Source organism: Glycomyces tarimensis, assembly GCF_054776215.1.
In genome coordinates, this window is record NZ_BAAHCB010000005.1 from 40,158 (window position 1) to 63,294 (window position 23,137).

Annotated in this window: 22 protein-coding genes, 1 pseudogene and 1 riboswitch; of the genes and pseudogenes, 14 read left to right on the forward strand and 9 right to left on the reverse strand. The window is 72.1% G+C overall.

Going from position 1 to position 23,137, the window contains the following annotated elements; translation table 11 throughout:
- Window positions 1-90: 90 nt before the first annotated feature.
- On the reverse strand, window positions 91-1,284 hold the full coding sequence (locus ACYVK3_RS05800; protein WP_460496335.1) for a prenyltransferase/squalene oxidase repeat-containing protein: 1,194 nt from the start codon (window positions 1,282-1,284) through the stop codon (window positions 91-93).
- A gap of 85 nt (window positions 1,285-1,369) precedes the next feature.
- Window positions 1,370-1,535: riboswitch (cobalamin riboswitch) on the reverse strand.
- A 168-nt stretch (window positions 1,536-1,703) separates the two neighbouring features.
- Here ACYVK3_RS05800 and ACYVK3_RS05805 point away from each other — a divergent pair.
- Window positions 1,704-2,327 carry a TetR/AcrR family transcriptional regulator gene (locus ACYVK3_RS05805; protein WP_460496964.1) on the forward strand — a complete coding sequence of 208 codons (624 nt, stop codon included), beginning with the start codon at window positions 1,704-1,706 and terminating at the stop codon, window positions 2,325-2,327.
- On the opposite strand, the pseudogene ACYVK3_RS05810 reads toward ACYVK3_RS05805, so the two are convergent.
- The 4 genes and pseudogenes from ACYVK3_RS05810 to moaA all read right to left on the reverse strand — a co-directional run.
- A pseudogene (locus tag ACYVK3_RS05810) lies at window positions 2,255-3,394 on the reverse strand (MinD/ParA family ATP-binding protein); the annotation flags it as partial. The gene ACYVK3_RS05805 and the pseudogene ACYVK3_RS05810 sit on opposite strands and share 73 nt — an antisense overlap.
- A 134-nt stretch (window positions 3,395-3,528) precedes the next feature.
- Window positions 3,529-4,692, reverse strand: coding sequence for a DEAD/DEAH box helicase (locus tag ACYVK3_RS05815; RefSeq protein ID WP_460496336.1), 1,164 nt, complete (start codon window positions 4,690-4,692; stop codon window positions 3,529-3,531).
- Window positions 4,693-4,797: 105 nt separating this feature from the next.
- Window positions 4,798-5,040, reverse strand: coding sequence for a MoaD/ThiS family protein (locus ACYVK3_RS05820; protein WP_460496337.1), 243 nt, complete (start codon window positions 5,038-5,040; stop codon window positions 4,798-4,800).
- A 2-nt stretch (window positions 5,041-5,042) separates the two neighbouring features.
- Window positions 5,043-6,041, reverse strand: a complete 999-nt coding sequence (moaA, locus tag ACYVK3_RS05825) for a GTP 3',8-cyclase MoaA (protein ID WP_460496338.1) — start codon at window positions 6,039-6,041, stop codon at window positions 5,043-5,045.
- Between the two features lie 202 nt (window positions 6,042-6,243).
- On the opposite strand from moaA, the gene ACYVK3_RS05830 reads away from it, so the two are divergent.
- Window positions 6,244-8,604 (forward strand): endo-1,4-beta-xylanase, encoded by a 2,361-nt coding sequence (locus ACYVK3_RS05830; protein WP_460496339.1) that lies wholly within the window; start codon window positions 6,244-6,246, stop codon window positions 8,602-8,604.
- A 68-nt stretch (window positions 8,605-8,672) separates the two neighbouring features.
- Here ACYVK3_RS05830 and ACYVK3_RS05835 read toward each other — a convergent pair whose 3' ends face one another.
- Window positions 8,673-9,539 (reverse strand): fructosamine kinase family protein, encoded by an 867-nt coding sequence (locus ACYVK3_RS05835; RefSeq protein WP_460496340.1) that lies wholly within the window; start codon window positions 9,537-9,539, stop codon window positions 8,673-8,675.
- 82 nt (window positions 9,540-9,621) lie between these two features.
- Here ACYVK3_RS05835 and ACYVK3_RS05840 point away from each other — a divergent pair, with 82 nt between their 5' ends.
- The 4 genes from ACYVK3_RS05840 (at window position 9,622) to ACYVK3_RS05855 (ending at window position 12,067) form a co-directional block, all read left to right on the forward strand.
- The gene (locus tag ACYVK3_RS05840) at window positions 9,622-10,815 is read left to right on the forward strand and encodes a sulfotransferase family protein (protein ID WP_460496341.1); all 1,194 of its coding nucleotides are present in this window, start codon (window positions 9,622-9,624) and stop codon (window positions 10,813-10,815) included.
- Between the two features lie 112 nt (window positions 10,816-10,927).
- Window positions 10,928-11,359 (forward strand): SRPBCC family protein, encoded by a 432-nt coding sequence (locus ACYVK3_RS05845; protein ID WP_460496342.1) that lies wholly within the window; start codon window positions 10,928-10,930, stop codon window positions 11,357-11,359.
- On the forward strand, window positions 11,349-11,696 hold the full coding sequence (locus ACYVK3_RS05850; RefSeq protein WP_460496343.1) for an ArsR/SmtB family transcription factor: 348 nt from the start codon (window positions 11,349-11,351) through the stop codon (window positions 11,694-11,696). Before ACYVK3_RS05845 ends, ACYVK3_RS05850 begins: the two co-directional genes overlap by 11 nt.
- Complete coding sequence (locus ACYVK3_RS05855) at window positions 11,693-12,067, forward strand: VOC family protein (RefSeq protein ID WP_460496344.1); 375 nt, start codon at window positions 11,693-11,695, stop codon at window positions 12,065-12,067. Before ACYVK3_RS05850 ends, ACYVK3_RS05855 begins: the two co-directional genes overlap by 4 nt.
- 60 nt (window positions 12,068-12,127) lie before the next feature.
- Here the strand turns inward: ACYVK3_RS05855 and serC are convergent, their stop codons facing one another.
- The 3 genes from serC to ACYVK3_RS05870 form a co-directional block, all read right to left on the reverse strand.
- The gene (serC, locus tag ACYVK3_RS05860; protein WP_460496345.1) at window positions 12,128-13,240 is read right to left on the reverse strand and encodes a PLP-dependent aminotransferase family protein; all 1,113 of its coding nucleotides are present in this window, start codon (window positions 13,238-13,240) and stop codon (window positions 12,128-12,130) included.
- 80 nt (window positions 13,241-13,320) lie between these two features.
- Window positions 13,321-15,369, reverse strand: a complete 2,049-nt coding sequence (locus ACYVK3_RS05865) for a PIG-L family deacetylase (protein ID WP_460496346.1) — start codon at window positions 15,367-15,369, stop codon at window positions 13,321-13,323.
- 135 nt (window positions 15,370-15,504) lie between these two features.
- Window positions 15,505-16,593 carry a citrate synthase 2 gene (locus tag ACYVK3_RS05870; RefSeq protein ID WP_460496347.1) on the reverse strand — a complete coding sequence of 363 codons (1,089 nt, stop codon included), beginning with the start codon at window positions 16,591-16,593 and terminating at the stop codon, window positions 15,505-15,507.
- A 357-nt stretch (window positions 16,594-16,950) separates the two neighbouring features.
- Here ACYVK3_RS05870 and ACYVK3_RS05875 point away from each other — a divergent pair, with 357 nt between their 5' ends.
- The 8 genes from ACYVK3_RS05875 (at window position 16,951) to ACYVK3_RS05910 (ending at window position 23,120) form a co-directional block, all read left to right on the forward strand.
- Entirely contained in the window at window positions 16,951-17,847 is an 897-nt protein-coding gene (locus ACYVK3_RS05875; protein WP_460496348.1) for an aldose 1-epimerase family protein, read from the forward strand.
- A gap of 279 nt (window positions 17,848-18,126) precedes the next feature.
- Window positions 18,127-19,317 (forward strand): CpaE-like family protein, encoded by a 1,191-nt coding sequence (gene ssd / locus ACYVK3_RS05880; RefSeq protein ID WP_460496349.1) that lies wholly within the window; start codon window positions 18,127-18,129, stop codon window positions 19,315-19,317.
- Window positions 19,314-20,480, forward strand: coding sequence for a P-loop NTPase family protein (locus ACYVK3_RS05885; RefSeq protein WP_460496350.1), 1,167 nt, complete (start codon window positions 19,314-19,316; stop codon window positions 20,478-20,480). The genes ssd and ACYVK3_RS05885 overlap by 4 nt, the downstream gene beginning before the upstream one ends.
- The gene (locus ACYVK3_RS05890) at window positions 20,477-21,139 is read left to right on the forward strand and encodes a type II secretion system F family protein (protein ID WP_460496351.1); all 663 of its coding nucleotides are present in this window, start codon (window positions 20,477-20,479) and stop codon (window positions 21,137-21,139) included. The genes ACYVK3_RS05885 and ACYVK3_RS05890 overlap by 4 nt, the downstream gene beginning before the upstream one ends.
- Window positions 21,136-21,738, forward strand: a complete 603-nt coding sequence (locus ACYVK3_RS05895) for a type II secretion system F family protein (RefSeq protein WP_460496352.1) — start codon at window positions 21,136-21,138, stop codon at window positions 21,736-21,738. Before ACYVK3_RS05890 ends, ACYVK3_RS05895 begins: the two co-directional genes overlap by 4 nt.
- Before the next feature lie 379 nt (window positions 21,739-22,117).
- A complete protein-coding gene (locus ACYVK3_RS05900; RefSeq protein ID WP_460496965.1) occupies window positions 22,118-22,264 on the forward strand; it encodes a DUF4244 domain-containing protein in 147 nt (48 codons plus the stop codon).
- The gene (locus ACYVK3_RS05905) at window positions 22,261-22,632 is read left to right on the forward strand and encodes a TadE family type IV pilus minor pilin (RefSeq protein WP_460496353.1); all 372 of its coding nucleotides are present in this window, start codon (window positions 22,261-22,263) and stop codon (window positions 22,630-22,632) included. The genes ACYVK3_RS05900 and ACYVK3_RS05905 overlap by 4 nt, the downstream gene beginning before the upstream one ends.
- Window positions 22,629-23,120, forward strand: a complete 492-nt coding sequence (locus tag ACYVK3_RS05910; protein ID WP_460496354.1) for an Rv3654c family TadE-like protein — start codon at window positions 22,629-22,631, stop codon at window positions 23,118-23,120. Before ACYVK3_RS05905 ends, ACYVK3_RS05910 begins: the two co-directional genes overlap by 4 nt.
- Window positions 23,121-23,137: the final 17 nt, after the last annotated feature.

Genomic DNA, 23,137 nt, shown 5'->3' on the forward strand with positions numbered 1-23,137 from the left:
CCTCGCCGGTGACGCGGCGGACGTCGAGGTTGCTGAGCACCAGCCGTCCGCCGAGCGCGGCGGCGGCTCCGGCCCGCAGAGCACCGCGGGTCATTCGCCGTCCTCGGCCTTTCCGGCCTCGCCGCCCCTGCGGGCGCGCACCACCAGGAACGCGACGATCGCGAGCAGCACGACGGCGGCGGCGACGATCACCCACGGTATCCACGAGGCCGAGCCTTCGTCGTCCTGCGCCGCATCGGCCGTCGTGGCCTCGTCGCCGGCGGCCGCGCAGTCGGTGGCCGGCACGTCGGCGGACGAGCCCGAGGCGTCGAGCTCGGCGAGGTTCTGTCCCGAGAGCGGGACGAGCGCCTGGGCCGTGGCGAGGAGTCGCGAGGCCTCGCCGAACTCGGGGTCTTCGGGGTCGGAGGCCCGGATCGCACCGGCGGCCTCGTCGCCGCAGCCGATCTGGAGACCGATGAGGTGGGCGACCGACAGCTCCGCGGCCTCGGACTCGCCGACGGACAGGAGCGCCTGCGCGGCCATCGCCGTCGAGTTGGCGTTCACGCCCATTCCGCTGTCGAAGCCGCCGTCGTCCTCCTGCTGGTCAAGGAGCCACCCGACCGCTTCGTCGCGCACCGGCTCGGCCTCCTCGCCGATCGCGCTCAGGGCCGCGACGGCGGCGCCGGTGGTGTCGGGGTCGCCGACGCAGTCGCCGCCCTCGGCGATGGTGTACGAGAAGCCGCCGTCGGAGCACTGGGCGTCGATGAGCGCCGCGGTGATCTCGGGGCTGACGCCGTCCTCGGTGCGCGACAGGCCGAGCGCGGCCCACGCCAGGGTGCCGCCGTCGAGTCCCTCGAGCGGGGCCGCCGCGACTTCCTCGGCGAGCTTGACGCCGCCGAAGTCGCTCGGGTCGCCGCCGGCGGTGGCGACGACGTACATCACCTTGCCGGCCGCGCCGGGTGCGATCGAGGCGTCCTCGGCGTCACCGCCGGGGTAGACGTAAGCGCCCAGCGTGTCGGGCTGGTTGAGCCATTCGAGGCTCGTCTGCACCTGGTCGCCGCCGACACGGGCGGACATGAGGCCGATGAGGGCGTCGAGCGTGGTGGCCACATTCGGCGCGCCGTCGAACTCGAAGTAGTCGCCGCTGGACTGGGCGGCGAGCCATGAGGCGGCCGCCGCCGCGGGATCGGCGTCCGGCTCGTCCTGTGCGTGAACCGGTGAGGCCGAAGCGACGGCGACGATGGGCAGGACCGCGGCGGCCGCCGCTGCTCGCAGCAGCGTTCGCCGTGTCGACTGGTGGCGCATTGCCTGACCTTTCCTGAAGCGCGGGCGAGGTCTTCGGGGCAGGCGGCGTCGCCGCAAGCGCCTGTAGACCACGACAGGCGTTGACATTGCATATCGGCGCCCGGTGGGCATTCGGGCTCACGCGGGTGGGCCGAGCTCGGACATTGAGGGTTCATTCGCTCGGCTGGTGTTCGAAATCGAACCGCGACTACCGCTGCGGGTCAGCGCCGGCTTCCGACCGGACTTCCCCCACAGGACGCCTGTTGAGTTTGCGTTCATTCTGTCGCCCGGCGCTACGGGGTGTCAAGGAGGTCGCGCGGTGAGTGGATCCGTTCACTCGTTCCCCACGGTGAACCCGCGCATACAAGTCATTGACCCGTAGCACCCGGTATCGATACGGTTCAGACGTGAGCAGAAATAAGAATGCCGATTTGGACAGAGTGCTCCGCGCCGCCACCAGGGCTTTCCTGGAGCGCGGCTTCGCGGCCACTTCCATGTCGGACCTCGTGGCGGCCACGGGCATGAATCGCGCGGGCCTGTACTCGGCCTTCGGTTCGAAGCACCAGCTGTACATCACCGCGCTCGCCCGATACCGCGAGGACACCGAGCCCGAGATCCGCGCGATCGCGCGCGGCGCCCTGGACGCCGGTCCCGCCGAACGCGTCGACGCCCCCCGCGTGGTCGGCGACATCCTCCAAGTGGTGGCCCGGCACAGCAAGGAAGGCGGTTTCGTGGTGCGGGCGGCCGTCGAACTGGCCGACGACCCGGCCACCATGCGGCGCGTCCAGGAGGCCTGGTCCGAGCTCGAACTGGACCTGGCCGCGATCCTGGCGCGCGCGGCCGACGCCGGCGAGATGAGCGGGGTCGACCCCAGGCGCCTGGCGCGGACGATCCTGGTGTTCATCCAGGGCGCGTTCGTGGTCGGGCACGCCGACGAGGACGACCACCGGCTCGACGAGGCCACGGCGGGCCTGGTCGCGCTCCTCGACCGTCACAGACCCTCGGCCACCGCCGACCCGATCCGAAGCCAGGCCCCCAACGACGCCTTACTCAACGCCTCATAGCGAATCGGCTCCCCCGAATCCAGCAGCTTCTCATAGGGCGCCAGCAGCACCGCCCGAGTCCGCGCCGCGAAGTGCCGTTGCACCGCAGGCAGATCCACATCCTTCCGATGGGCGGGCATCGATACCACCGAGACCGCGTTGCGCACCAGGTCCCTTCGCCCGGTCTGCTCCAGATGGTCGAGCATCCGAGCCGCCGTCTCAGCGGAGTCGTTGCGCGCCGACATCGTCACGACCAGCTGGTCGGTCGCGTCAATGGCCGCCTGCCAGTTCTGCGCGCGGACGTTGTTCCCGGTGTCGACCACGATGAGCTTGTAGAAGCGCGAGACCGCCTCGCGCAGGTCCCCGAACGCGTGCGCGGTGAGCATCTCTCCGGCCGTGGCCGACTCGTCGGAGGCGAGGACGTCGAACATCGCCCCGCCCTGGGCGCGGACGTACTGCGACAGGTCACCGACGCGGCCGGTCGGCCCCTTGAAGTGGTCGAGGTCGCGCAGCAGGTCTCTGACGGTGCGGATGTGGAAGTCCTGCTGGGCCCGCATCCCGAGCGTGCCCTGGGTCTCGTTGTTGTCCCAGGCGAGCACGTAGCCGCCCCGGTGGCGGCCGAACGTCATGGCGAGCATGAGCACCGCGACGGTCTTTCCGGCCCCGCCCTTGGGGTTGACGACCGTGACCTGCCGCAGGCCCCCGAAGTTGCGCCGCACCGTCTCGATCGCGTGCTGGTAGGCCATCTCGCGCGCGCTGGGAGGGAGCGCGAGGAACCCGAGCGTGAGCTTGTGGAGTGCGCCGCGCAGGCCGGTCTCGGCGACGGGCGGGCGCGGCGGGACGACGCGGCGGCTGGCGAAGTCGTCGGCGGTGACGGCGACGCGTTCGAGCGCGCCGCGGTGGTCGGGGAACGCCGCCACCGGCCCCGCGGGCGGCGCCGAAGGCGGCGGAGCGGAGCTCTGGTAGGTGGCCGGCGGAAGCGACTGCCCGCTCGGCGCAAGGCCGGCGGACGGGTCCGCACCCGGCGTCGCACTGGAGTCGTGGTTCGCTCCCGGCGGGGCGAACGGCGACCACCCTGGAGCATCGGGCCGGTGCAGAGGCACGGTGTCCTCCTCGGTGTGCTCCATCGGGCCTCCCTAGGTCAAGACTTCGGTTACCCGACCTATTGTGGCCTATCCCTCCGTGGTCGCGCGGGAACTCCGCGTGGCCGACCGTGTCCGATTCAGAGCAGTCGCGGCTGCTCAGGGCCCGAGCGCGTCACGGGCACCATCCCGAAGGGACTGAACAGCCCCTGGTCTACATCGGCCAGCAGCGGCGAGCCCGTACCGGTGTGGCTGACGTAGGCGAGGTCGCGGGTGCGGCTGAGCGCGACGTAGAACTTGCGTCGCGCTTCAGGCGTGTTCGGCCACGCCTCGGCGGTCATCTCTGTCAGACACACCACTCGGAACTCGCCGTCGGCGGCCTCGTCGATCGACATGCCGTCGGGACCGATCACGGCCAGTTCCTCGGGGGCGACGCCGAGCTCGGCCAGGCGTCCGGTCAGGAGCTCCACGAAGTGCTTCTCGTCATCGCCGGAATCCGCATAGCACCGTCCGATCCCCGAGCCCTCCAGCGCGGGCCGCTGCGGCTGCGTCAGCCGCCCCGGCACCCGGCTGATCGGCTCGATGACTTGCGAGGCGGCCACCAGTACGGCGGCGGGGCTGCGGTGGTTGCGCGAGAGCCGCACGACGTGGGCGTGCGAGAACTGCTCGGCGAAGGCGCCGAACGCGGCAGGCCCGCCGACGCCGAGCGCCGAGTCCGGGTCGCCGGTGGCCGTCACGTCGGCCTCGGCGCCGCGATGGTCCATGAGCTGGCGGTACAGCCGCATCGGCATGCGCGGCAGGTCGTCGACGAACAGATGCCCCAGCTCGGGCGGCGCGGCGGCGGTGAAGTCGCCGAACTCGGCGACGGTGATCGCGCCGGCCTCGCGGTCGAGCAGGGTTCCCAGCTCGCGCCGGATGCGCGCGGCCCCGGAGGCGGAGGCGGCCAGGACCAGGCACTGGGCGGCCGGGACGCCGAGTTCTTGGACGAGGTAGGCGACGCGGCGGATGAGCAGGTGGGTCTTGCCGGTCCCGGGGGAGGCGTTGACGAGCAGTGGCCCCGGGCCGGCCGAGGCGGCGACGCGCTGCATCGCGTCCAGCGAGTCGAGCAGGCCCGCGCCGACCTCGTCCATGCCGGTGAGCAGCGGTGCGGACTCCAGCCACGGGTCCGGGGCCTGTGTCGTCAACGCCGGGTCGGGCATCGGGACGGCCTCGCGCGCGGATCTGGTGTGCGGCCTGCTCGACCGGCGCCGCTTCTCGGCGGTGGTCCGCATGTCCGCCGACAGTTCGAACAGCGGGGACGCCACCTGTGGTCTCGTTCGTTCGTCAGGACGGCGCACCACTGCATCCTCGCAAACGGGAATCGGCCGCTCCCCGGCGGCTCCCACAGAGGAGCGGCATTCGCGACCGGCTCATCCGCCGGCGAACGGTGGGAGGACCTCGACCGTCGTCCCGTCGGCGAGCACGAGGGCGTCCTCGCGCGCCGCGCGCCCGTCGACGAGCAGCGTGGACGCCTTCAGCACCCGTTCGAGCTCGGCGCCGTGCCGCTCGGCCAGGGACGCCTTGAGCCCGCCGAGGTCGGCGGCGGCCACATCCTCCTGTGCGGTGCCCGCGGCGGCGCGCGCGCCGGCGTAGTAGCGGACCGTCACTGCCACCGCTAGCCTCCGATCGCCGACATCGGACGGGCCGGCTGGAGGAACGACGGGTCGTCGATGCCGTGGCCCGGCAGCTTGCCCCACATGGCCTCCTGCCATTGCGCGGCGATCGTGTCGTCGTCCGCGCCCGAGCGCGCGAGGCCGCGCAGGTCGGTCTCCCCCTGTGCGAACAGGCAGTTGCGGACCTGCCCGTCGGCGGTGAGGCGGGTGCGGTCGCAGTCGCCGCAGAACGGGCGGGTGACCGAGCCGATGACCCCGACCTTGGCGGGGCCGCCGTCGACGAGCCAGGTCTCGGCCGGGGCGGAGCCGCGGTGCGCCGGGTCCGGCGCCAGGTCGAACTCGGCGCGCAGCGCGGCGAGGATCTCGGCGGCGGTGACCATCTGCTCGCGCCGCCAGGTGCCGCCCGCGTCGAGCGGCATCTGCTCGATGAACCGCAGCTGGTAGTCGTGGGCGAGGGCGAAGCGCAACAGCGCGGGGGCCTCGTCGTCGTTGACCCCCCGCATGAGGACCGTGTTGATCTTGATCGGGGCGAGGCCGGTGGCCGCGGCGGCCTTGACGCCCGCCATCGTGGCATCGAAGCGGTCGCGCTTGGCGAGTGCCCGGAACCGCTCGCGGTCGAGCGTGTCGAGGGAGACGTTGATGCGGTCGAGACCGGCCTCCACCAGCGTCTCGGCCGTCTTGTCCAAGCCGATCGCGTTGGTGGTCAGCGAGATCTCCGGGCGTGGCTCGAGCGCGGCGACGGCGGCGATGATGGCGGGCAGCCCGGGGCGCAGCAGCGGTTCGCCGCCGGTGAAGCGCACCTCGCGCACGCCGAGGTCCCGCACGGCGATGCCGACGAGGCGGACGACCTCGTCATCGGTGAGCATCGTGGGTTTCGGCAGCCACGGCAGCCCGGCTTCGGGCATGCAGTAGGTGCAGCGCAGATTGCACCGGTCGGTCAGGGAAACCCTGAGATCGGTCGCCACCCGGCCGTGGCGGTCGCGAAGAGATCGGGTCGGCATCTGTCGAGCCTAATCCGTGAATCCGACGATTCCATCGGGTGAGACACGATTCCCTTGCGACGGCCTTCCGATTCGCGACCGGGACCCGCCGTTGACACATTTCGATATCTCTCATAGCATGGCGGAACCCTCACCGGAAGTTTCACAAACTCCCTCGAAACTTTCGGAATCCTGAATCCCTCCCTTGCTCGGAGCCGCAGACATGAACGATCGAACCCCTACCCGGCGTCGGCGCCTTCGCGCGCTCGCGGCCGGGGCGCTGGTGCTGCCCGCGGCGGCCATCGCCCAGGCGACGCCGGCCTCCGCCCAGGACGCCACCGTCGTCTACTCCGCCGACTTCGCCGACGGCGAGGTCGGCGCCTGGTCGCCACGCGGACCGGTGACCCTCTCGGTCGACGACGGCGCCCTGCTGACCACCGGCCGCGAAAGCGACTGGAACGGGCCCGCGCTCGACGTCTCCGACTACATCGCCCCCGGCGGGACCTACGAGATCTCGCTCCTCGGCCGGTTCGCCGACGGCAGCGCCGGCGAACAGCTCACCCTCACCGTCCAGCGCGAGACCGCGGACGGGACCGAATACGACAGCGTCGTCTACCAGGCCGCCGTCGGCGCCGAGTGGACCGAGCTCAGCGGCGAGTACAGCATCGCCGCGCCCGCTGAGAGCCTCACCCTCTACGTCGAATCGCCGACGCCCGACGCCTCCTACCTGATCGACGACGTCCTCATCACCGAGCTCGCCCCGCCCGGCATCGAGCACGACATCCCCTCGCTCAAGGACGTCCTCGCCGAGGACTTCCTCATCGGCGCGGCCATCGACTCGCGCGACATCGTCGGCGCCTCCGGCGAGCTGCTGAACAAGCACTTCAACTCGATCAGCGCCGAGAACCACATGAAGCCCGACGCGATCCAGCCCACCGAGGGCGAGTTCACCTGGGGCGAGGCCGACCAGCTCGTCGAGTACGCCGAGGCGGGCGACATGCGCATCTGGGGCCACACCTTCCTGTGGCACACCGGCCAGACCCCCGAGTGGTGGTTCCAGTACCCCGAGGGCCACCCGAACGCCGGCGAGCCGGTCGGGAACTCCGAGGAGGACCGCCAGCTCATGCGCGAGCGCCTCGCCGCCCACATCGGCGCGATCGCCGACCGCTACGGCGAGCGCATCTGGGCCTGGGACGTCGTCAACGAGGTCATCAGCGACAACAACGCCGAGGTCTACCGCCAGAGCCGCTGGTTCGAGATCTTCGACGGCCCCTCCTACATCGCCGACGCCTTCACGATCGCCCGCGAGCAGTTCGACGAGGCCGGCGCGGCGGACGTGCAGCTGTTCATCAACGACTACGGCACCGAGAACCCCGGCAAGCGCGACAACCTGTACGGCCTGGTCGAGGACATGCTCGCCGACGGCGTCCCCGTCGACGGCGTCGGCCACCAGACCCACATCAACCTCAACACCTCGCTCGACCAGATCGAGGACAGCCTCGTCAAGTTCGACCAGCTCGGCGTCCTCCAGGCCATCACCGAGCTCGACGTCGTCATCGGCGCCCCGGTCGAGGGCGAGGAGTTCCCCGAATACGAGGCCAGGCTCATCGAGCAGGGCCACTACTACCGTGATCTGTTCGAGGTCTTCCGCGAGCACGCCGACAAGATCGAGCTGGTGACCATGTGGGGCCTGCACGACGGGCGCACCTGGCAGCGCTCGCGCGAGACGCCGCGCCCGCTGGAGAGCCCGCTGCTGTTCGACGACCAGCTCCAGTCCAAGTGGGCCTACTGGGGCATCGTGGACCCGAGCCGGCTGCCCGACCTCCCCGACCAGGAGGAGCCCGAGTACGCCCGGGTGCAGGTCCCGCTCGCCGACACCGCCCCGGTCGTCGACGGCGAGACCGACGACGTCTGGTCCTCGGCCTCGGCGGTGACCACCGACGTCCACGTCGAAGGCAGCGCCGACGGCGCCAAGGCCGAGGTCTCCCTGCTGTGGGACGAGTCGGCGATCTACGCCCTGTTCGAAGTCGCCGACCCCGTGCTGGACGACACCAGCCCCAACGCCTGGGAGCAGGACTCGGTCGAGATCTTCCTCAACCCCGGCAACACCCGCTCCGGCGGCTACGGGGAATACGACGGCCAGTACCGCGTGAACTTCAACAACGTGGTGTCCGTCGGCGCCAACGGGCCCGAAGCGGGCGAGATCACGAGTGCGACGGCGCTGACCGAACAGGGCTACCGCGTGGAGGCGGCCATCGCGCTCGCCCCCGAGTTCGCCGAGCCCGGCGTCGAGCAGGGCCTCGAACTCCAGGTGAACGACGCCACCGACGGCGCCCGCACCGCCGTCCACACCTGGTACGACCCGACCGGCCAGTCCTGGAACACCAACGCCAATTGGGGCATCGCCGAGTTCGTCGAAGCGCTCGGCGAGGCCCCCGGCGGCGGTGGCGGCGACGGGAAGCTCCCGGTGACCGGCCTCGGCCTCGCCGGCGGCATCGCCGCCGCCGCGGCCCTGGCCGCCGCGGGGGCGACCGCGATGTGGCTGGTGCGCCGCCGCCGCATCGCCTCCCACTGGGGCGAGTAAGACTCCGCTGAGGCGCTGCGAGGCCGGCCCGTCGCGATCCGCGGCGGGCCAGCCGTTTCGCGCCCCGCTCACGCGAAGTGCGAGACGACGTCCATGAGCGGTCCCCGGTAAGACCGCCCGAACAGCGTGGTGTGGACCAGCAGCGGGAAGAGCTGGTGCAGGCCGATGCGCTCCTCCCAGCCGTCCGCGAGCGGGCTGATCTCCGCGTATCCGGCGAGGATCGCTTCGAGCCCGGGCGTCCCGCCCCACAGCCGCAGGTTCGCCAGGTCGGTCTCGCGGTGCCCGCCGTGGGCGGCCGGGTCGATCATCCAGGCCCGCTCAGATCCCCAGTGGACGTTGCCGAACCACAGGTCGCCGTGGGTGCGCGCGGGCGGCTCCTCGGGCCCGGCCAGGGCCGGCAGCTTCGCGGCGAGCGCCTCGACCGCGGCCACGTCCGCGGCGTCGAGCCCGCCGTTGTCGCGCGAGGGCCGCAGGTACGGCTCGATGCGGCGCGCGGCGTACCACTCGGCCCAGGTCTCGCCGGCCGGATCGTTGTCCATGAAGGTCTCGCCGATGTAGCCGCGCCACGGCGCCCCGAACCGCTCGGCCCCGGCCCCGTGCATGCGGGCGATCTGGCGGCCGAGCTCGGCGGCGTGCTCGGCCGACGGCGGGGCCGGCTCGATCCACGGCTCGACCAGGATCCGGTCGTCGGCGTACAGCACCGCCACGATCGCGTCGCTCGCCTCGCCGAGCCAGCGCAGACCGTTGGCCTCGGCCGCGAGGTACCCGGGCCGGTCGCCGTGGGCGAACTTGGCGAAGGCGGAGGAGCCGTCGTCGAAGGTGAGGCGCTGGGCGGTGGCGCTGGCCTCGGATTTGACGGGGGTCGTGCGGACGCGCTGGTGCTCGATGAGCTCGGGCAGCAGGCGCCACCGGTCGGCGTCTGGGGCTTGATCCACCGACCCAATGTAGCGGAGTCGTGCGGCCCGCCCCGGATGTGGAAAACTGCTCGTGTCCGTACCCTCACGTTGGAGTCCTCCCATGCGCCGCACCGCCCGATGGCTCACCGTCGTCAACGCCCTCAACGCGCCCAATGTGACGCGCCAGCGGGCCCGCGCCGACACGGTCTTCGACCGGATGGTCGGCAGGGCCGAGCGCCTCGCCGCGGCCGATGCCGCGCTCGCTCCGGACTTCATCGACTCCTACCGCTTCCTGTTCGGCGAGTTCGCGCGGCAGGAGACGCTCTCGACCGTCGGCTGGCGGGGCACGATCGACGACATGACCCGCCGCATGGCCAACCACCTGCGCGTCGATCGGCTCATCGCCGAGCACCCCGAGATCGCCGCCGAGCCGATCGAGCGCCCGGTCGTCGTCGTGGGCCTGCCGCGCACCGCGACCACCTTGGCGCACAAGATCCTCGTCGGGCCCGAGGGGAACCGGGCCCCCTTGATGTGGGAGCTGCTGCACACCGACCGCGGCGACATCGACCCGAGGCTGCGGGACAAGCGGATCAAGGACGTCCAGACGATGGCGCGACTGGCGGGCAGGGCCGCGCCGGTGTGGGACCTGATCCACCCGATGGACGCCATGCAGCCCGAGGAGTGCGTCTTCGCCCTGCCTCACGGCTACCAGTTCTACGCGCGAGCGACGATGCCCGCCTACCGCCGGTGGATCGACGAGCGCGACTCCACCGGCGACTACGAGCATCTCAAGCGCGTCCTGCAGGTGCTGCAGTGGCGGCGGCCGAGACGGCGGTGGATCCTCAAATCCCCGTTCCACCTGTTCAATCTCGACGTGCTGCTGCGGGTCTTCGACGACGCGACCGTCGTGTGGACGCACCGCGACCCCTTGACGGTCATGGGCTCGTTCTGCTCGCTGGTGGAGACCGGCAGGGCCCTGCACCACCGCGGGTACGAGCCGGCGCTGCTCGGACCCGAATGGCTCGAGATCCTCTCGCGGGGCGTGAACGCGGCCAGGGCGGTGCGGGGGACGGCGCTGCGCGAGCGGTTCATCGACGTTCCCTACCACCTGTTGACGGCCGACCCGCACGGCTTCCTGCCGGGGCTGTTCGAGCAGCTCGGCATGCGGTGGACGGCGAGCGAGGACGCCAACCTCGAGCGGGTCCTCGCCCGCCCGGGGATGCGGCGAAGCCACGAGTACCACCTGTCGCGCTACGGCATCGACGCCGAGGACGTCGAGGCCGCGTTCGGCGACTACGTCCGGCTCGGTTTCTGAGCGGGAGGTCCGAGCCGCACACCCCGATCGCACCGCGCATTTGATGCAACCGTTCAGTTGCTATATAGTGGCAACTCATCTGGTTGCTACTAGCGGAAGGCGGAGGGCCGCCGTGGGCTTTCCCGATCGCCTCGAACGGACCGTGGACATCGCTCACCCGCCCGAGCGGGTGTGGGCCGCCCTGACCACTGCCGAGGGCCTGAGCGGCTGGTTCGGCGAAGCGGCGACGATCGACCTGCGCCCGGGCGGGGCTGCCTGGATGCGGTGGGCCGACGGCCAGACCGCCCGGGCACGGGTCGAACGGGTGGAGGCCCCGAAGGTCTTCGGCTTCACCTGGCAGATCTACGGCCTGCCCGAGGACGATCCCCGCCGCACCTATGTCGAGTTCACGCTGGAGGCGAACGGCGAAGGAACGCGCCTGACGGTGGTCGAGACCGGTTTCGCCCAGTTGCCCGAGCAGGCCTACCGCAAGGCCTATGACGGCCACACCCTCGGCTGGTCGATCGAATTGAGCGACCTGATGGAGCACCTCGATGCGGCCTGAGGTCGAGGCGACCGCCGAACGGGTCTTCACCGCCCTGGCCGACTCGACCCGGCGATCCGTCCTGGCCGAGCTCGCCGCGAAAGGGCCGGCCACTGCGACGGAGCTCGCCTCGGTCCTGCCCATCTCGCGCCAGGCGATCGCCAAGCACCTGGCCCTGCTTGCCGAGGCGGGCCTGGTGACGGCGGAACCAGGGGAACGCCGTCGCGTGCGGTACCGCTTGCGGTCCGAGCCGATGCGAGTGGCACAGGGCTTCCTCGCCGGCCTCGCGCGCGACTGGGACGGCACATTGCTCGCCCTACAGGAACACCTGAGCGCAGAATCGGAGAACCGACCATGAACCCGCAGTTCAACGGCGGCCACAACATCGCCATGAAGCTCCCCAGAGCCCAGTTCGAGCAGACCATCGCCTTCTACCGCGACGTACTGGGACTCGAGGTGATCGACGAGTCCGAAGCCGTGGCCGGCGTGCCGCAGAGCGCCTCGGTCCGATTCGGACCGGTGAAACTCTGGCTCGACCGCGTCGACAACTACGCGCAGGCCGAGGTGTGGCTGGAGGTGTTCACCGATGACGTCAAAGCCGCGACCCGGCACCTGGCCGAGCACGGCGTCCATCCCCAGGACGAACTGGAGCCGCTCCCGGAGGGCCTCGACGCCCACTGGATCACCAACCCGGCGGGCATCCCCCACATCGTCCGGCTCGCCGACTGAATACCGGCGCGAGGTCGGGGCCGCCCGGCCCGGAGGGGGGCCGGGCGCCGCCCGTTCGTCTCAGGCGAGGCGCTCGACCACGAAGTCGATGGCCTCGGTCAGCTTCGCCGCGTCGGACGGGTCGACCGCCGGGTAGCAGGCGATGCGCAGCTGGTTGCGTCCCAACTTGCGGTACGGCTCGGTGTCGAGGATCCCGTTGGCGCGCAGGACCTTAGCGAGCTCAGCGGCATCGACGCCGTCGAAGTCGATCGTGACGACCACGTTGGACCGCAGCCGCTCGTCGGTGACGTACGGCGAGGCGAACGGGCGTGAGGACGCCCACGAGTACAGCGCCCCGGCCGATTCGGCGCAGCGCTTGGCGGCCGCGTCGAGGCCGCCGGCGGCGTTGAGGGCGTCGACCTGCTCGGCGGCGAGGACGACCGTGGCGACCGCCGGGGTGTTGTACGTCTGGTCCTTGCGCGAGTTGTCGATCGCGGTCTTCAGGTCCAGGAACGCCGGGATGTAGCGGCCGGAGGCGGCGATGCGCTCGGCCCGCTCGATCGCGGCCGGGCTCATCAGCGCGATCCACAGCCCGCCGTCGGAGGCCAGGCCCTTCTGCGGCGCGAGGTAGTAGCAGTCGGTCTGGGTCATGTCGACCGGCAGGCCCGCGGCCGCCGAGGTGGCGTCGTGGAGCATGAGGCCATCGGCACCGACGCGCCGGACCTCGACGGCGACGCCGGTCGAGGTCTCGTTGTGCGGCGTGGCGTAGACGTCGACGCCGTCCTCGGCGCTCAGGTACGCGGCCGTGCCCGGCTCGGCGGTGACGACCGTCGGCTCGCCCAGGTGCGGGGCGATCGCGAGGGCCTTGGCGAACTTGGAGCCGAACTCGCCGAAGCTGGCGGCCTGAGCGCGGTCCTCGACGAGGCCGAACACGGCGACCTCCCAGAAGGCGGTGGTGCCGCCGACACCGAGGACGACCTCGTAGCCGTCCGGCAGGGAGAACAGCTCGGCCAGGCCGCTGCGCAGCCGCCCGACCTGGTTCTTGACGGCGCTCTTGCGGTGGGAGGTGCCCATGACGGACTTGCCGACCCCGGCCAGCGCGCTCATCGCCTCGGTGGGCACTTTGGAGGGCCCTGATCCGAACCGCCCGTCGGCGGGCAGCAGCTTGGCGGGGATGGTGATCTCGTCGGTCACGTGAGGCTCCGTTCTCGTCCGTCCTTGCGGGTGTCCTGCGGGCGAGGCCGGAGGACACCCGCAGCTCACAATAGCTCCGGTCAGTCGCCTTCCCGTAGCGCGGGTGCCCACGTCGTGGCCGGTCGTTCCCCGGGCCCGGAGACGGCGGTGTAGACCTCGCCGTCGGTCCCGGTCGCCCACAGCGCGAGGCCGCCGCCCGAGTCGAACGCGAGGGCGGGGCGCTTGGCGAGCACGATGTCGCCCCTGCTCCAGTGCGCGTCCATCCGCGCGGCGGGGCTGTGTTCGAGCTCGTCGAGGCCGACGGTGAGGACGGCTGGCGCGCCGGCGCCGTCGTCGCAGGCCACGGCGACGGTCCCGTCACTGCCGACGGCGACTGCGGGGGCGAGGACGCCGCCGTCGAGGGTGAGGAGCGTCGCCGTCCACGACCGGCCGCGTCCGTAGTGGAGGACGATGTCGGAGCTGCCGGCGCTGCGGGAGGCGATGACCACGCGGCCGTCGGGTGCGGCGGCCGCGGTGACGGCGCTGGCGGGGACGTAGCCGGGTTCGCCGCCGACGTGGGGCAGGTCGAGATCGCGGGTGTTCCAGCCGAGGTCGGACCACTCCCAGACGGCGAGGCCTGCGGGGGTGGCGGCGATGATGGCGATGCCGCCGTCGGTGGTGGCGACGGCGGCGGGGGAGTCGTGGATCATGCGGCCCTCGAGCGGGGACCAGTCGGTCCATTCGTAGCCGACGAGTTTGGTGCGCACGTGCACGCCGCGGTCGGGGCTGCGGACGGCGACGACGGTCATGGTGCCGTTGTCGGCCGCGGTGGGCGGGCCGACGTGGCGGGCGAGGTCGCCGCTGCCCGCGGGGTTGCCCAGGTCGGTCCATTCGCCGGTGGTGAGGTCGAGGAGGTGGACGTCGCGGGTGTGGCCGTCGCGCTCGGGGGTGAGGCCGGGGGCGAGGCCGAAGACGCGGGAGCCGGCGGTGCCGATGGCCGGGAGCAGGTCGGGTCCGCCGGCGTCCTTCCAGGTGTGGCCGGTCGCCACGCAGAGCCGGGCGCCGCGGACGGCCACGGGGACGGCGGTGCCGGCGACGCGGGGGGCGGCGAGGGCGGCGCTGTAGCGGGGGTGGGTGGCGATGCCGTAGGTGTCGCCGACGTCGGGGCCGACGATGAGGCGGTCGCCGCAGCCGACGGGGTCGCCGCAGTCGAAGCCGTCGGCCCAGGCGTAGACGTTGAGGGCCCGGCCCTTGATCCGGCGGTCGGCGGAGCCGAGGTTGCCGGGCCAGCGGCGGTTGTAGTAGCCGCGCCAGGACTCGACGGCGGCGGCCTGGGCCCATTCGGTGACGGCGTCCCAGGCGAACAGGGCGGCGGCGGTGTGGTCGATGTGGTCGGAGTAGCCGTTCTGCTCGGCGCCGAGTTTCTCCCCGGCGACCGGGTCGGGGTCGGGGTCGAGGGTGTTGACGACGACCGGCCGGTAGCGGTCGAGCAGGTCGAGCAGGCTCGCGCGGACGGTCTCACGGTCGACGGTGGATTCGCCGAGGCCGGAGTCGGTCGGCGGCAGCACCAGGGAGGTGTCGAGCCCGCCCTCCCACAGCGCGAGCAGGCGGGTGAAGTCGCCGGTGAGGCGACCGAGGTTCGTCCACAGCGAGCAGAAGATCAGGTGGACTTCGGGGCGCTCGCGCAGGACGCAGATCTCGACCTGCTGGCCGGAGTCGAGGTCGGCGCATTCGCGGTCCCAGACCGACTCGGAGTCGCCGGTGGCGAGGTGGGCGTAGGCGCGGCGCAGGCCGGTGTTGCGGGCCGCGGCGTAGCCGGCGAAGTCGGGGGCGCCGGCGGGGTCGCGGCTGTTGCGGCCCTCGGATTCGCCGGCGGTGAGGACGACGGTGCAGATGCCGGCGCCCGCGGCGAGGACGCGGGCGATGCGCGGGTTGATGAAGTACAGGCAGTCGTCGGGGTGGGCGACGATCTGCATGTGGACGGGGCCGGTCGCTGGGTGCCGCGGCGGCTCGTGCGGGCCGGCCGAGTCCCACAGCGACCAGGCGGTCTCCGTGGCGGTGGCCGCGACGGCGAGACCGGCGATCCCTCCGACGAGGAGGCTTCGCCGGCGCAGCGCGGGGTGACTGGGGGCGGGGGCCGGGGAGGACATGGGTGTCTCGTTCGGGTCGGCTGGCGGTGTTCCCTCGGCATGGTAGCCGAGTGGGCCGAGCGCGAGGCCCGCGAGCGTGCTGGACGCGGCTCGCGGGCCTGGCGGAGGTTTCGGCGGTGCCCGAAGGGCTCCGGGCTACTTCCAGCCCTCTACTTCGGACGGCTTGCGGGGGCCGGGGCCGACGTAGGCGGCGGAGGGGCGCACGATCCGGCCGAGCTGCTTCTGCTCGAGGATGTGGGCGCTCCAGCCGGCGACGCGTGCGCAGGTGAACATGGGGGTGAACAGCTCGGAGGGCACCTCGGCGAAGTCGAGGAGCACGGCCGACCAGAATTCGACGTTCGTGGCGAGGACGCGGTCGGGCTTGCGGGCTTTGAGCTCGGCCAGGGCGGCCTTCTCGAGGGCCTCGGCGACCTGGTAGCGCGGGGCGCCCAGATCCTTGGCGGCGGCGCGGAGCACGCGCGAGCGCGGGTCCTCGGCGCGGTAGACGCGGTGGCCGAAGCCCATGAGGCGGTCGCCGGAGTCGAGCAGGTCCTTGACATAGGAGTCGGCGTCGCCGCGGCGCTCGACCTCTTCGATCATGTGGAGCACGCGCGAGGGCGCGCCGCCGTGGAGCGGGCCCGAGAGGGCGCCGATGCCGGAGGAGATGGCGGCGGCGGCGTCGGCGCCGGTGGAGGCGACGACGCGGGCGGTGAAGGTGGAGGCGTTCATGCCGTGCTCGGCGGCGGACATGAGGTAGGTGTCGACGGCCTTGACGTGGGCGGGGTCGGGCTCGCCCCTCCAGCGGCGCATGAAGCGTTCGGTGATGGTCTCGGCCTTGTCGATCTCCGACTGCGGGACGGCGGGCCGGCCGGATCCGCGGGCGGACTGGGCGATGAACGACAGCGTGGTGACCGAGACGCGGGCGAGGTCGTCGCGGGCGGTGTCGTCGTCGATGTCGAGCAGCGGCTTGAGGCCCCAGAACGGGGCGAGCATGGCGACGGCGGCCTGGGCGTCGACGCGGGTGTCGCCTGAGGAGACGGGGACCGGGACGGGTTCGGCGGCGGGCAGGCCATTGCCGAACTTGCCATCGACGAGCAGGCCCCAGACGTCGCCGTAGGAAGTCTGGCCGACGAGGTCCTGGATGTCGACGCCGCGGTAGCGGAGCGCTCCACCCTCCTTGTCGGGCTCGGCGATTTCGGTCTCGAAGGCGACCACGCCTTCGAGACCGGGCTTGAACTCAGACATCGTTGTACTCCTGAGTGGTTGTCCCTGTGGTTGCCGACCGGGGGCTTCCGGGAGGCGACGGTTCGTAGTTATTGGGGAAATGGTGCCTCAATGCGTTCGACTACGGAAGTCCGAGCTTGGCCGGGGTGATGTCGATGCGGCGTTCAAAAGTGGCGCAAAATATGAGCCAACCATAGTGCGGCATGGTATTTATGCCGTTTTGTCTGTTTTAATGGGAGGGTTTCGATAAACACTCTTGTCGGGTTCAACGGTTCGTTGCGATCTCGCCCACATCGATACGCGTGCCGCAGATCATCTGCCATGAGCTAACGTCAAAGCACATCCCGCCCCGTTCCGAACGACATGGAGGTACCCCCGATGGCGCTGTCCGGCGAGCAATGGTCTATCGCCTACAACGACCACGAGGCGACCATCGTCGGTGTCGGCGGCGGCGTGCGCGCCTACACCTACCGCGGACGCCATGTCGTCGCCACCTACGGAGATGAGGAGCTCGCCCCCGGCTGGTCCGGCCACGTCCTGGCCCCCTGGCCCAACCGCGTCCGCGACGGCAAGTACACCTACGGCGGCGAGGAATACCAGCTGCCGATCAACGAGATCCCGACCAACACCGCCCTCCACGGCTTCGTCGCCTGGGCCGACTGGAACGCCGTCGAGGTCACCGACACCTCGGTCACGCTCGAATGCCGCCTGCCCGCGCGCATGGGCTACCCCTGGCCGCTGCAGATGCGCACGCGCTGGTCGGTCGGGCCCGGCGGCCTGCGGGCCGCGCACACCGTCTCCAACCCGGGCCACCGCACCGCGCCCTTCGGGCTCGGCACCCACTCCTATCTCGTCGCCGGCGAACTCGACACCATCTCGCAGGCGACGCTGCACGTCCCCGCGAAGAAGAAGCTCAAGCTCGACAAGCAGCGCATCCCGGTCGGCTCCGGCGCCGCCGACCTCGCCGAGCCGACCGTCCTGGGCGAGCTCGTCATCGACGACGCCTACGGCGACCTCCAGCGCGGCTCCGACGGCAAAGCCGAGGTCCGCCTGGCCGACCCGGTCTCGGGCTCGGCCGTGACGGTGTGGATGGACGAGTCCTTCGACTGGGTCCACATCTACACCTCGGACGGGCTCGAGGGCGACCGGCGCCGCGCGGCGGTCGCGATCGAACCGACCACCTGCCCGCCCAACGCCCTCGCCACCGGCGAGGACCTGGTCGAGCTCTCGCCGAGCGAGGCCTGGTTCGGCGTGTGGGGCATCCGCCCCGAGTAGCACCGACCGCACCGACCCAGCGGGGGACCGTCGCATCGCGACGGTCCCCCGCTCGTTTCGCCGCGAACCGCCGGATCCGCCCGCAATGGACGGAAGTCGTCCACAGCCCGACCCGAGACCCGAACTCGAACCACTCTCAAACCGATGCCGTCTGAACTGCGTGAACACCGGCGCCGACTGAAGTTATCCACAGGCTGAAAACTCGTCCTTGCCACGCCTTCGCCTTCCCCGTCATGGTTACTCCAGGCAATTGAACGCACACGAAACGTAGGAGTGGTCATGACCGCGTCAACACTCGTCCGCACCGCAGGAACCACGAAGCGGCCCGCCCCGCAGGGCCCCGCCACCGCAATCGCATCCCTGCTCCTCACCGCCGACGACCGACTCGCCGACGCGGTCGCCGCACTCGCCGCCGCCGCAGGGCACCCGCTGCGGCGCATCACCACCCCCGGCGACGCCGCAACCCACTGGCAGCGCGCCCCGTTGGTCGTCGTCGGCGCCGACGCCGCCGACGAGTGCCTCGCCTACGGCCTGCCCGAGCGGCCCGACCTCATCCTGGCCACCACGCTCGCCTGGATGAGCGCCGAACCCGAGGAGTCGTCCCTGATCTGGCCGATGGCCGTGAAACTCCGCGCCGAACACGTCCTCGCCCTCCCCGAAGCCAACGAATGGCTCCTCGATCGCTTCACGCGCACCACCCGCAGCAGCACACCCGCCCCCGTGGTGGCCACCGTGGCCGGACACGGCGGCGCCGGCGCCACGACCCTCGCACTCGCCGGCGCCACCGCCGCCGCACGCGAAGGCAAACGAGTGGTCCTCATCGACCTGGACCCCACCGGCGGCGGCATCGACGTGGCCGCCGGGCTGGAAGCACAATCCGGCTGGCGCTGGCCGTCCCTCGCCACCGGCACCGGCCAGCTCGAACCCGAACGCCTGCTCTCCGGCCTCCCGCAGCGCGGCGGCCTCCACCTGATCGGCCCCGACCCCCGCAACCGCGTCGAACCCGGCGCCGAAGCATTCGAACAGGTCCTGCGCGCCGCCCGCATCGGCGCCGACCTGGTGGTGATCGACCTGCCGCGCACCCGCACCGCTGCCGCCGCCCGCGCGGCGGCAGCGGCCGAATCGGTCGCCGTCGCCATCGGCCACTCCACGAGGTCTTGGGAGGCCGCACGCAGCGTCGTCGCCGAATACTGCCTCCACACCTCCCGCATCGGCGCCGTGCGGCGCGACGGCGCCCGCCCGCGCCCCGAGCCGCCGCGCGACGGCGGCCTGTTCGACGAGTTCGACATGCCCGAGTGGGGCGCGATCCCCAGCCACCGGCGCCTCCCCGAACACCTGAGCCGAGGACGGCTCCCCCGAGGCCGCACCACCCGGCGCCTCAACGCGCTCATGACCGAACTCGGCCGCGCCAGACCCCACCCCGACGACACGCTCCTCCCCGAACTCGACCTGGCGGGAGCGGCCCGATGAACCTCGAACTCGTCAACCGCGTCCGCCGCCAACTCGCCGCCCAGACCGACCCGCACCGCCCCCGCGACCGGCGCGCGCCGGCCAGGGCCGACATCGTCAAGGCCCTCTGCGCCGCAGGAGCCGCGCCGCCGGACCAGCCGGGACTGCTGCAACTGTCCGAGACGATGGCGGACAACCTCAGCGGTGCCGGGCCGCTCCAACCGCTGCTCGACGACACCACCGTCACCGACGTCGTCGTCAACGGCACCGACGGCGTCTGGATCGACCGCGGCGACGGACTCCAAGCCGCCCCCGTCAGGCTCGGCGACCGCGACACCATCCGTTCCCTCGCCTGCCGCCTCGCCGCCGCGGCGGGCCGCCGCCTCGACGCCGGCAATCCCTACGCCGACGTGCGACTGCCCGACGGCACCAGATTCCACGCGATCCTCCCGCCGATCGCAGCCGCCGGCCCGTACCTGTCGTTCCGCACCCACCGCGCCAAAGCGTTCACACTGTCGCAACTCGTCGAAGCCGACACCCTCACCGCCGACATGGCCGACCTCCTGCTCCGAGTGATCACCGCCAAGATCCCCCATCTCGTCACCGGGGGAACCGGCACCGGAAAAACCACACTGCTCGCCAGCCTCCTCTCGGCGGTCCCCCGCTCCGAGCGCATCGTCATCGTCGAAGACGCCGCCGAACTCGCACCCGATCACCCGCACACGCTGACGCTCGAAGCCAGACCGGCCAACATCGAAGGCGCCGGCGCCGTCGACATGGCCGCGCTGGTCCGCCAGGCACTGCGGATGCGGCCCGACAGGATCGTCATCGGCGAATGCCGGGGCGCCGAGGTCAGCGAACTGCTCGCCGCCCTCAACACCGGCCACGACGGCGGGGCCGGGACGCTCCACTGCAACGCCGCCGCCGACACCCCGGCACGCCTCGAAGCGCTCGCGCTGCCCCACGGCATGCCGAGGGCCGGGCTCCACGCCCAGCTCGCCGCCGCGCTCCGCGTCATCATCCACGTGCGACGACACGGCGGCAGACGCCAAGTCGCCGAGATCGCCCTCATCGACGCCGGCGCCCCCCGCCACGGCCTCAGCGTCGCCACCGCCTGGACCCGCCACGGGCCCGGCCCGGCGGCCGGCATCCTCGAACGACTCCTGAGGGAGCGGAACGCATGAACACCGGCCTCGCAGCACTGCTCACCCACCGCCCCAAGACCGCGATCGCCGCGGCCGCCGCCCTCGCGGCACTCACCGCCGCCTGGCTCGCCCGAGGACTCGGCGCCCAGGCGGCCTGCACCGCCGCCGCCATCGCGGCCGCCTACAGCGCCGCGGCCGCCACCGCCTGGCACCGGTCCCTGCACCGCCGACAACTCCGCGACGCACGACGCGCCGCCGCCGACACCGTCGCCTCCCTCGCCGCCGACCTCGCCGCGGGCACCGACCCGAACCGGGCCATCGCCGCCGCCGAACCGGACTGGCCGCGCCAAGCCGAATCCACCACCAGACGCCTCGCGGCGGCCTGGACGGTGGCCGCCGAACTCGGCGCCCCGACCGCCGAGCTGTGCCGACGACTCGCCGAACACCTCCGCGAAGACGAACAGGCCGCCGCCCGCGTCAGAGCCCAGACCGCCTCCATCCACGCCACCGCCGCCCTCCTCACCGCGCTTCCGGCGGCCGGCGTCGCCCTCGGCGAAGCACTCGGAGCCGGAGCCGTCGCCTTCCTCCTGACGACACTCCCCGGCGCCGCCTGCCTCGCCGCCGCGATGGCACTGCAAAGCGCCGGCATCGCCTGGACCAGAGCACTGGTCGACGCCGTCGGAGTGGAGGCCGCATGAAACAGCGAGCGAACCGACTCATCGCCCCGCTCATCGGCGCGGCCACCGCACTGGCCGTCGGCGGACCGACCGGCATCGGCATCGGCATCGCGGCCTGGTGGCTCAGCCGCCGACTGCTCCGAGCCGACCCCCACCGCGACGAGACGCTCGCAGCCGCCCGCCTCGCGCCGCAATGGCCCTGGACGCTCGACCTCATCGCCGCCGGCATCAAAGCCGGAGCCCCCTTCCCACAGGCCGCCTTCGCGGTCGCCGACGCCGAACCAGGCCCGATGGGCGCCCGCCTCGCCCGCTTCGCCCGGGCCCTCCACCTCGGCGCCACCGCCGCCGAGGCCGCACCCGAACTCGGCAGGCTCCCCGGAGCCGACCGGCTCGCCAGACAACTCGACCGCTCCACCGGCAGCGGCGCCGCCATCGCCGCGGGGCTCGAACAACTCGCCGCCTCCCTGCGATCCGAACACCGCGCCCGCACCGAAGAGCGCGCCGGGCGCGCGGCCGTCGCCCTCATCGGGCCGCTATGCCTCTGCTTCCTGCCGGCCTTCGTCATAGCCGGCATCGGACCGGTGGTCTTCGGCATCGTCGCCGACACCATCGCCATCTGAACCCGACCAGACCGAGAACACCACCATGAGAAAGGCAAACGAGATGACCACGACCACCAAGACCTGCCCGACCGCCGCCACCCGACGCGAAACCGGGCCGAACCGGCCCGCGAACTGCCCGAGCGACTGCCTCCTCGAGAACCAGTGCCACACGAGGCGCCCGAGCGGAAAACCATGCCCGAACGGAAAGCGGAAGCCGATCCCCGCCGACGACCACGCACCGATCCGGACCGCCGCCGAGCGACAGCAAGCCACCGAACCGGGGGCCCGACCGCATCCGACCCGACGCCCGCGGCCGAAGCCCCGCGAGGACGAGTGGAGCCCCGGTCGCATGAAGGGCGTCACGAAACCGAGCTGGGGCGGCACGTTCGCCTCCAGGATGCGCGGCGAATGCGGCATGTCGACCGCCGAATACGCCGTCGGCACCCTGGCGGCGGTCGCCTTCGCCGGAGTGCTCCTCAAGGTGCTCACCTCCGGCACGGTCCAAGGCGCCCTGTCCGACCTGATCGAACGCGCGCTGTCATGACCGGCACCCGCGAGCGCCGACGAACCGACGCACGCCAGCGCGGCTTCGTCACCGCGGAACTGGCCGCCCTCCTACCGGTCGTGGTGGCGGTGCTCGCGCTGGCGGTGTGGGCGGTCGCGACGGTCGGGATCAAGGTCCGGGCGACCGACGCGGCCAACAGCGCCGCGCTCGCAGCGGCCAGGGGCGAGGACCCGCAGGCGGTCGCGGCCGCGTATCTGCCGACGGGCGCATCGGTGTCGGTCACCGACGACGGCGCGATCGTGCGGGCGACGGTGACGGCGCCGTCGAGGCCCCTCGGCGTGCTGAGCCCCGCCGTGGAGGTGCGGGCCCAAGCCGCCGCCGCGAAGGAAGCGGGGCGGCCCGAATGATCCGACATCCGCGAGGCGAATCCCGGCGGCACCCGAGAACCAGCCCGAGGACGACAAGGACGAGGGGCCCCACCGCCGCGAGCCGTCCGAGACGACCGGCACCGGCACCGCCCGACCGGCGGCCCGAGCGTCGAAACGCCGACCGCGAACGCGGATCGGCGACGGTCCTGATGGTCGGTGTGGTGGCGGCACTGGTGATCTTCGCCGGAGCCTTCGCGGCGATGGGGCAGGCGAGCGCGGCACGGCATCGGGCGCAGGGCGCGGCCGACGCGGCGGCGCTGGCCGGGGCGGCCCGGGTCCTTCTCGGGGAGGCCGAGGCCTGCGGCGCGGCGTCGGACTTGGTCGCGGCCAACGACGCCCGGCTCGAACGCTGCGAGGTGAGCGGCCTGGAGGTCACCGTCCATGTGGCCGCCGAGCCGGCCGGGGTCCCGGCGGTGTTCGGCCCGGCCAGGGCCGTCTCGCGAGCGGGTCCCGTCATGACCGAATAGCGGGGTTGAAGCCACGA

Coding starts and splice junctions, on each gene's coding strand:
- ACYVK3_RS05905 (WP_460496353.1), top strand. CDS start 22,261: ATGACCGGCACCCGCGAGCGCCGACGAACCGACGCACGCCAGCGCGGC.
- ACYVK3_RS05870 (WP_460496347.1), bottom strand. CDS start 16,593: ATGTCTGAGTTCAAGCCCGGTCTCGAAGGCGTGGTCGCCTTCGAGACC.
- moaA (WP_460496338.1), bottom strand. CDS start 6,041: ATGCCGACCCGATCTCTTCGCGACCGCCACGGCCGGGTGGCGACCGAT.
- ACYVK3_RS05890 (WP_460496351.1), top strand. CDS start 20,477: ATGAACACCGGCCTCGCAGCACTGCTCACCCACCGCCCCAAGACCGCG.
- ACYVK3_RS05875 (WP_460496348.1), top strand. CDS start 16,951: ATGGCGCTGTCCGGCGAGCAATGGTCTATCGCCTACAACGACCACGAG.
- ssd (WP_460496349.1), top strand. CDS start 18,127: ATGACCGCGTCAACACTCGTCCGCACCGCAGGAACCACGAAGCGGCCC.
- ACYVK3_RS05895 (WP_460496352.1), top strand. CDS start 21,136: ATGAAACAGCGAGCGAACCGACTCATCGCCCCGCTCATCGGCGCGGCC.
- ACYVK3_RS05865 (WP_460496346.1), bottom strand. CDS start 15,369: ATGTCCTCCCCGGCCCCCGCCCCCAGTCACCCCGCGCTGCGCCGGCGA.
- ACYVK3_RS05850 (WP_460496343.1), top strand. CDS start 11,349: ATGCGGCCTGAGGTCGAGGCGACCGCCGAACGGGTCTTCACCGCCCTG.
- ACYVK3_RS05800 (WP_460496335.1), bottom strand. CDS start 1,284: ATGCGCCACCAGTCGACACGGCGAACGCTGCTGCGAGCAGCGGCGGCC.
- ACYVK3_RS05840 (WP_460496341.1), top strand. CDS start 9,622: ATGCGCCGCACCGCCCGATGGCTCACCGTCGTCAACGCCCTCAACGCG.
- ACYVK3_RS05830 (WP_460496339.1), top strand. CDS start 6,244: ATGAACGATCGAACCCCTACCCGGCGTCGGCGCCTTCGCGCGCTCGCG.
- ACYVK3_RS05900 (WP_460496965.1), top strand. CDS start 22,118: ATGCGCGGCGAATGCGGCATGTCGACCGCCGAATACGCCGTCGGCACC.
- ACYVK3_RS05855 (WP_460496344.1), top strand. CDS start 11,693: ATGAACCCGCAGTTCAACGGCGGCCACAACATCGCCATGAAGCTCCCC.
- ACYVK3_RS05910 (WP_460496354.1), top strand. CDS start 22,629: ATGATCCGACATCCGCGAGGCGAATCCCGGCGGCACCCGAGAACCAGC.
- ACYVK3_RS05885 (WP_460496350.1), top strand. CDS start 19,314: ATGAACCTCGAACTCGTCAACCGCGTCCGCCGCCAACTCGCCGCCCAG.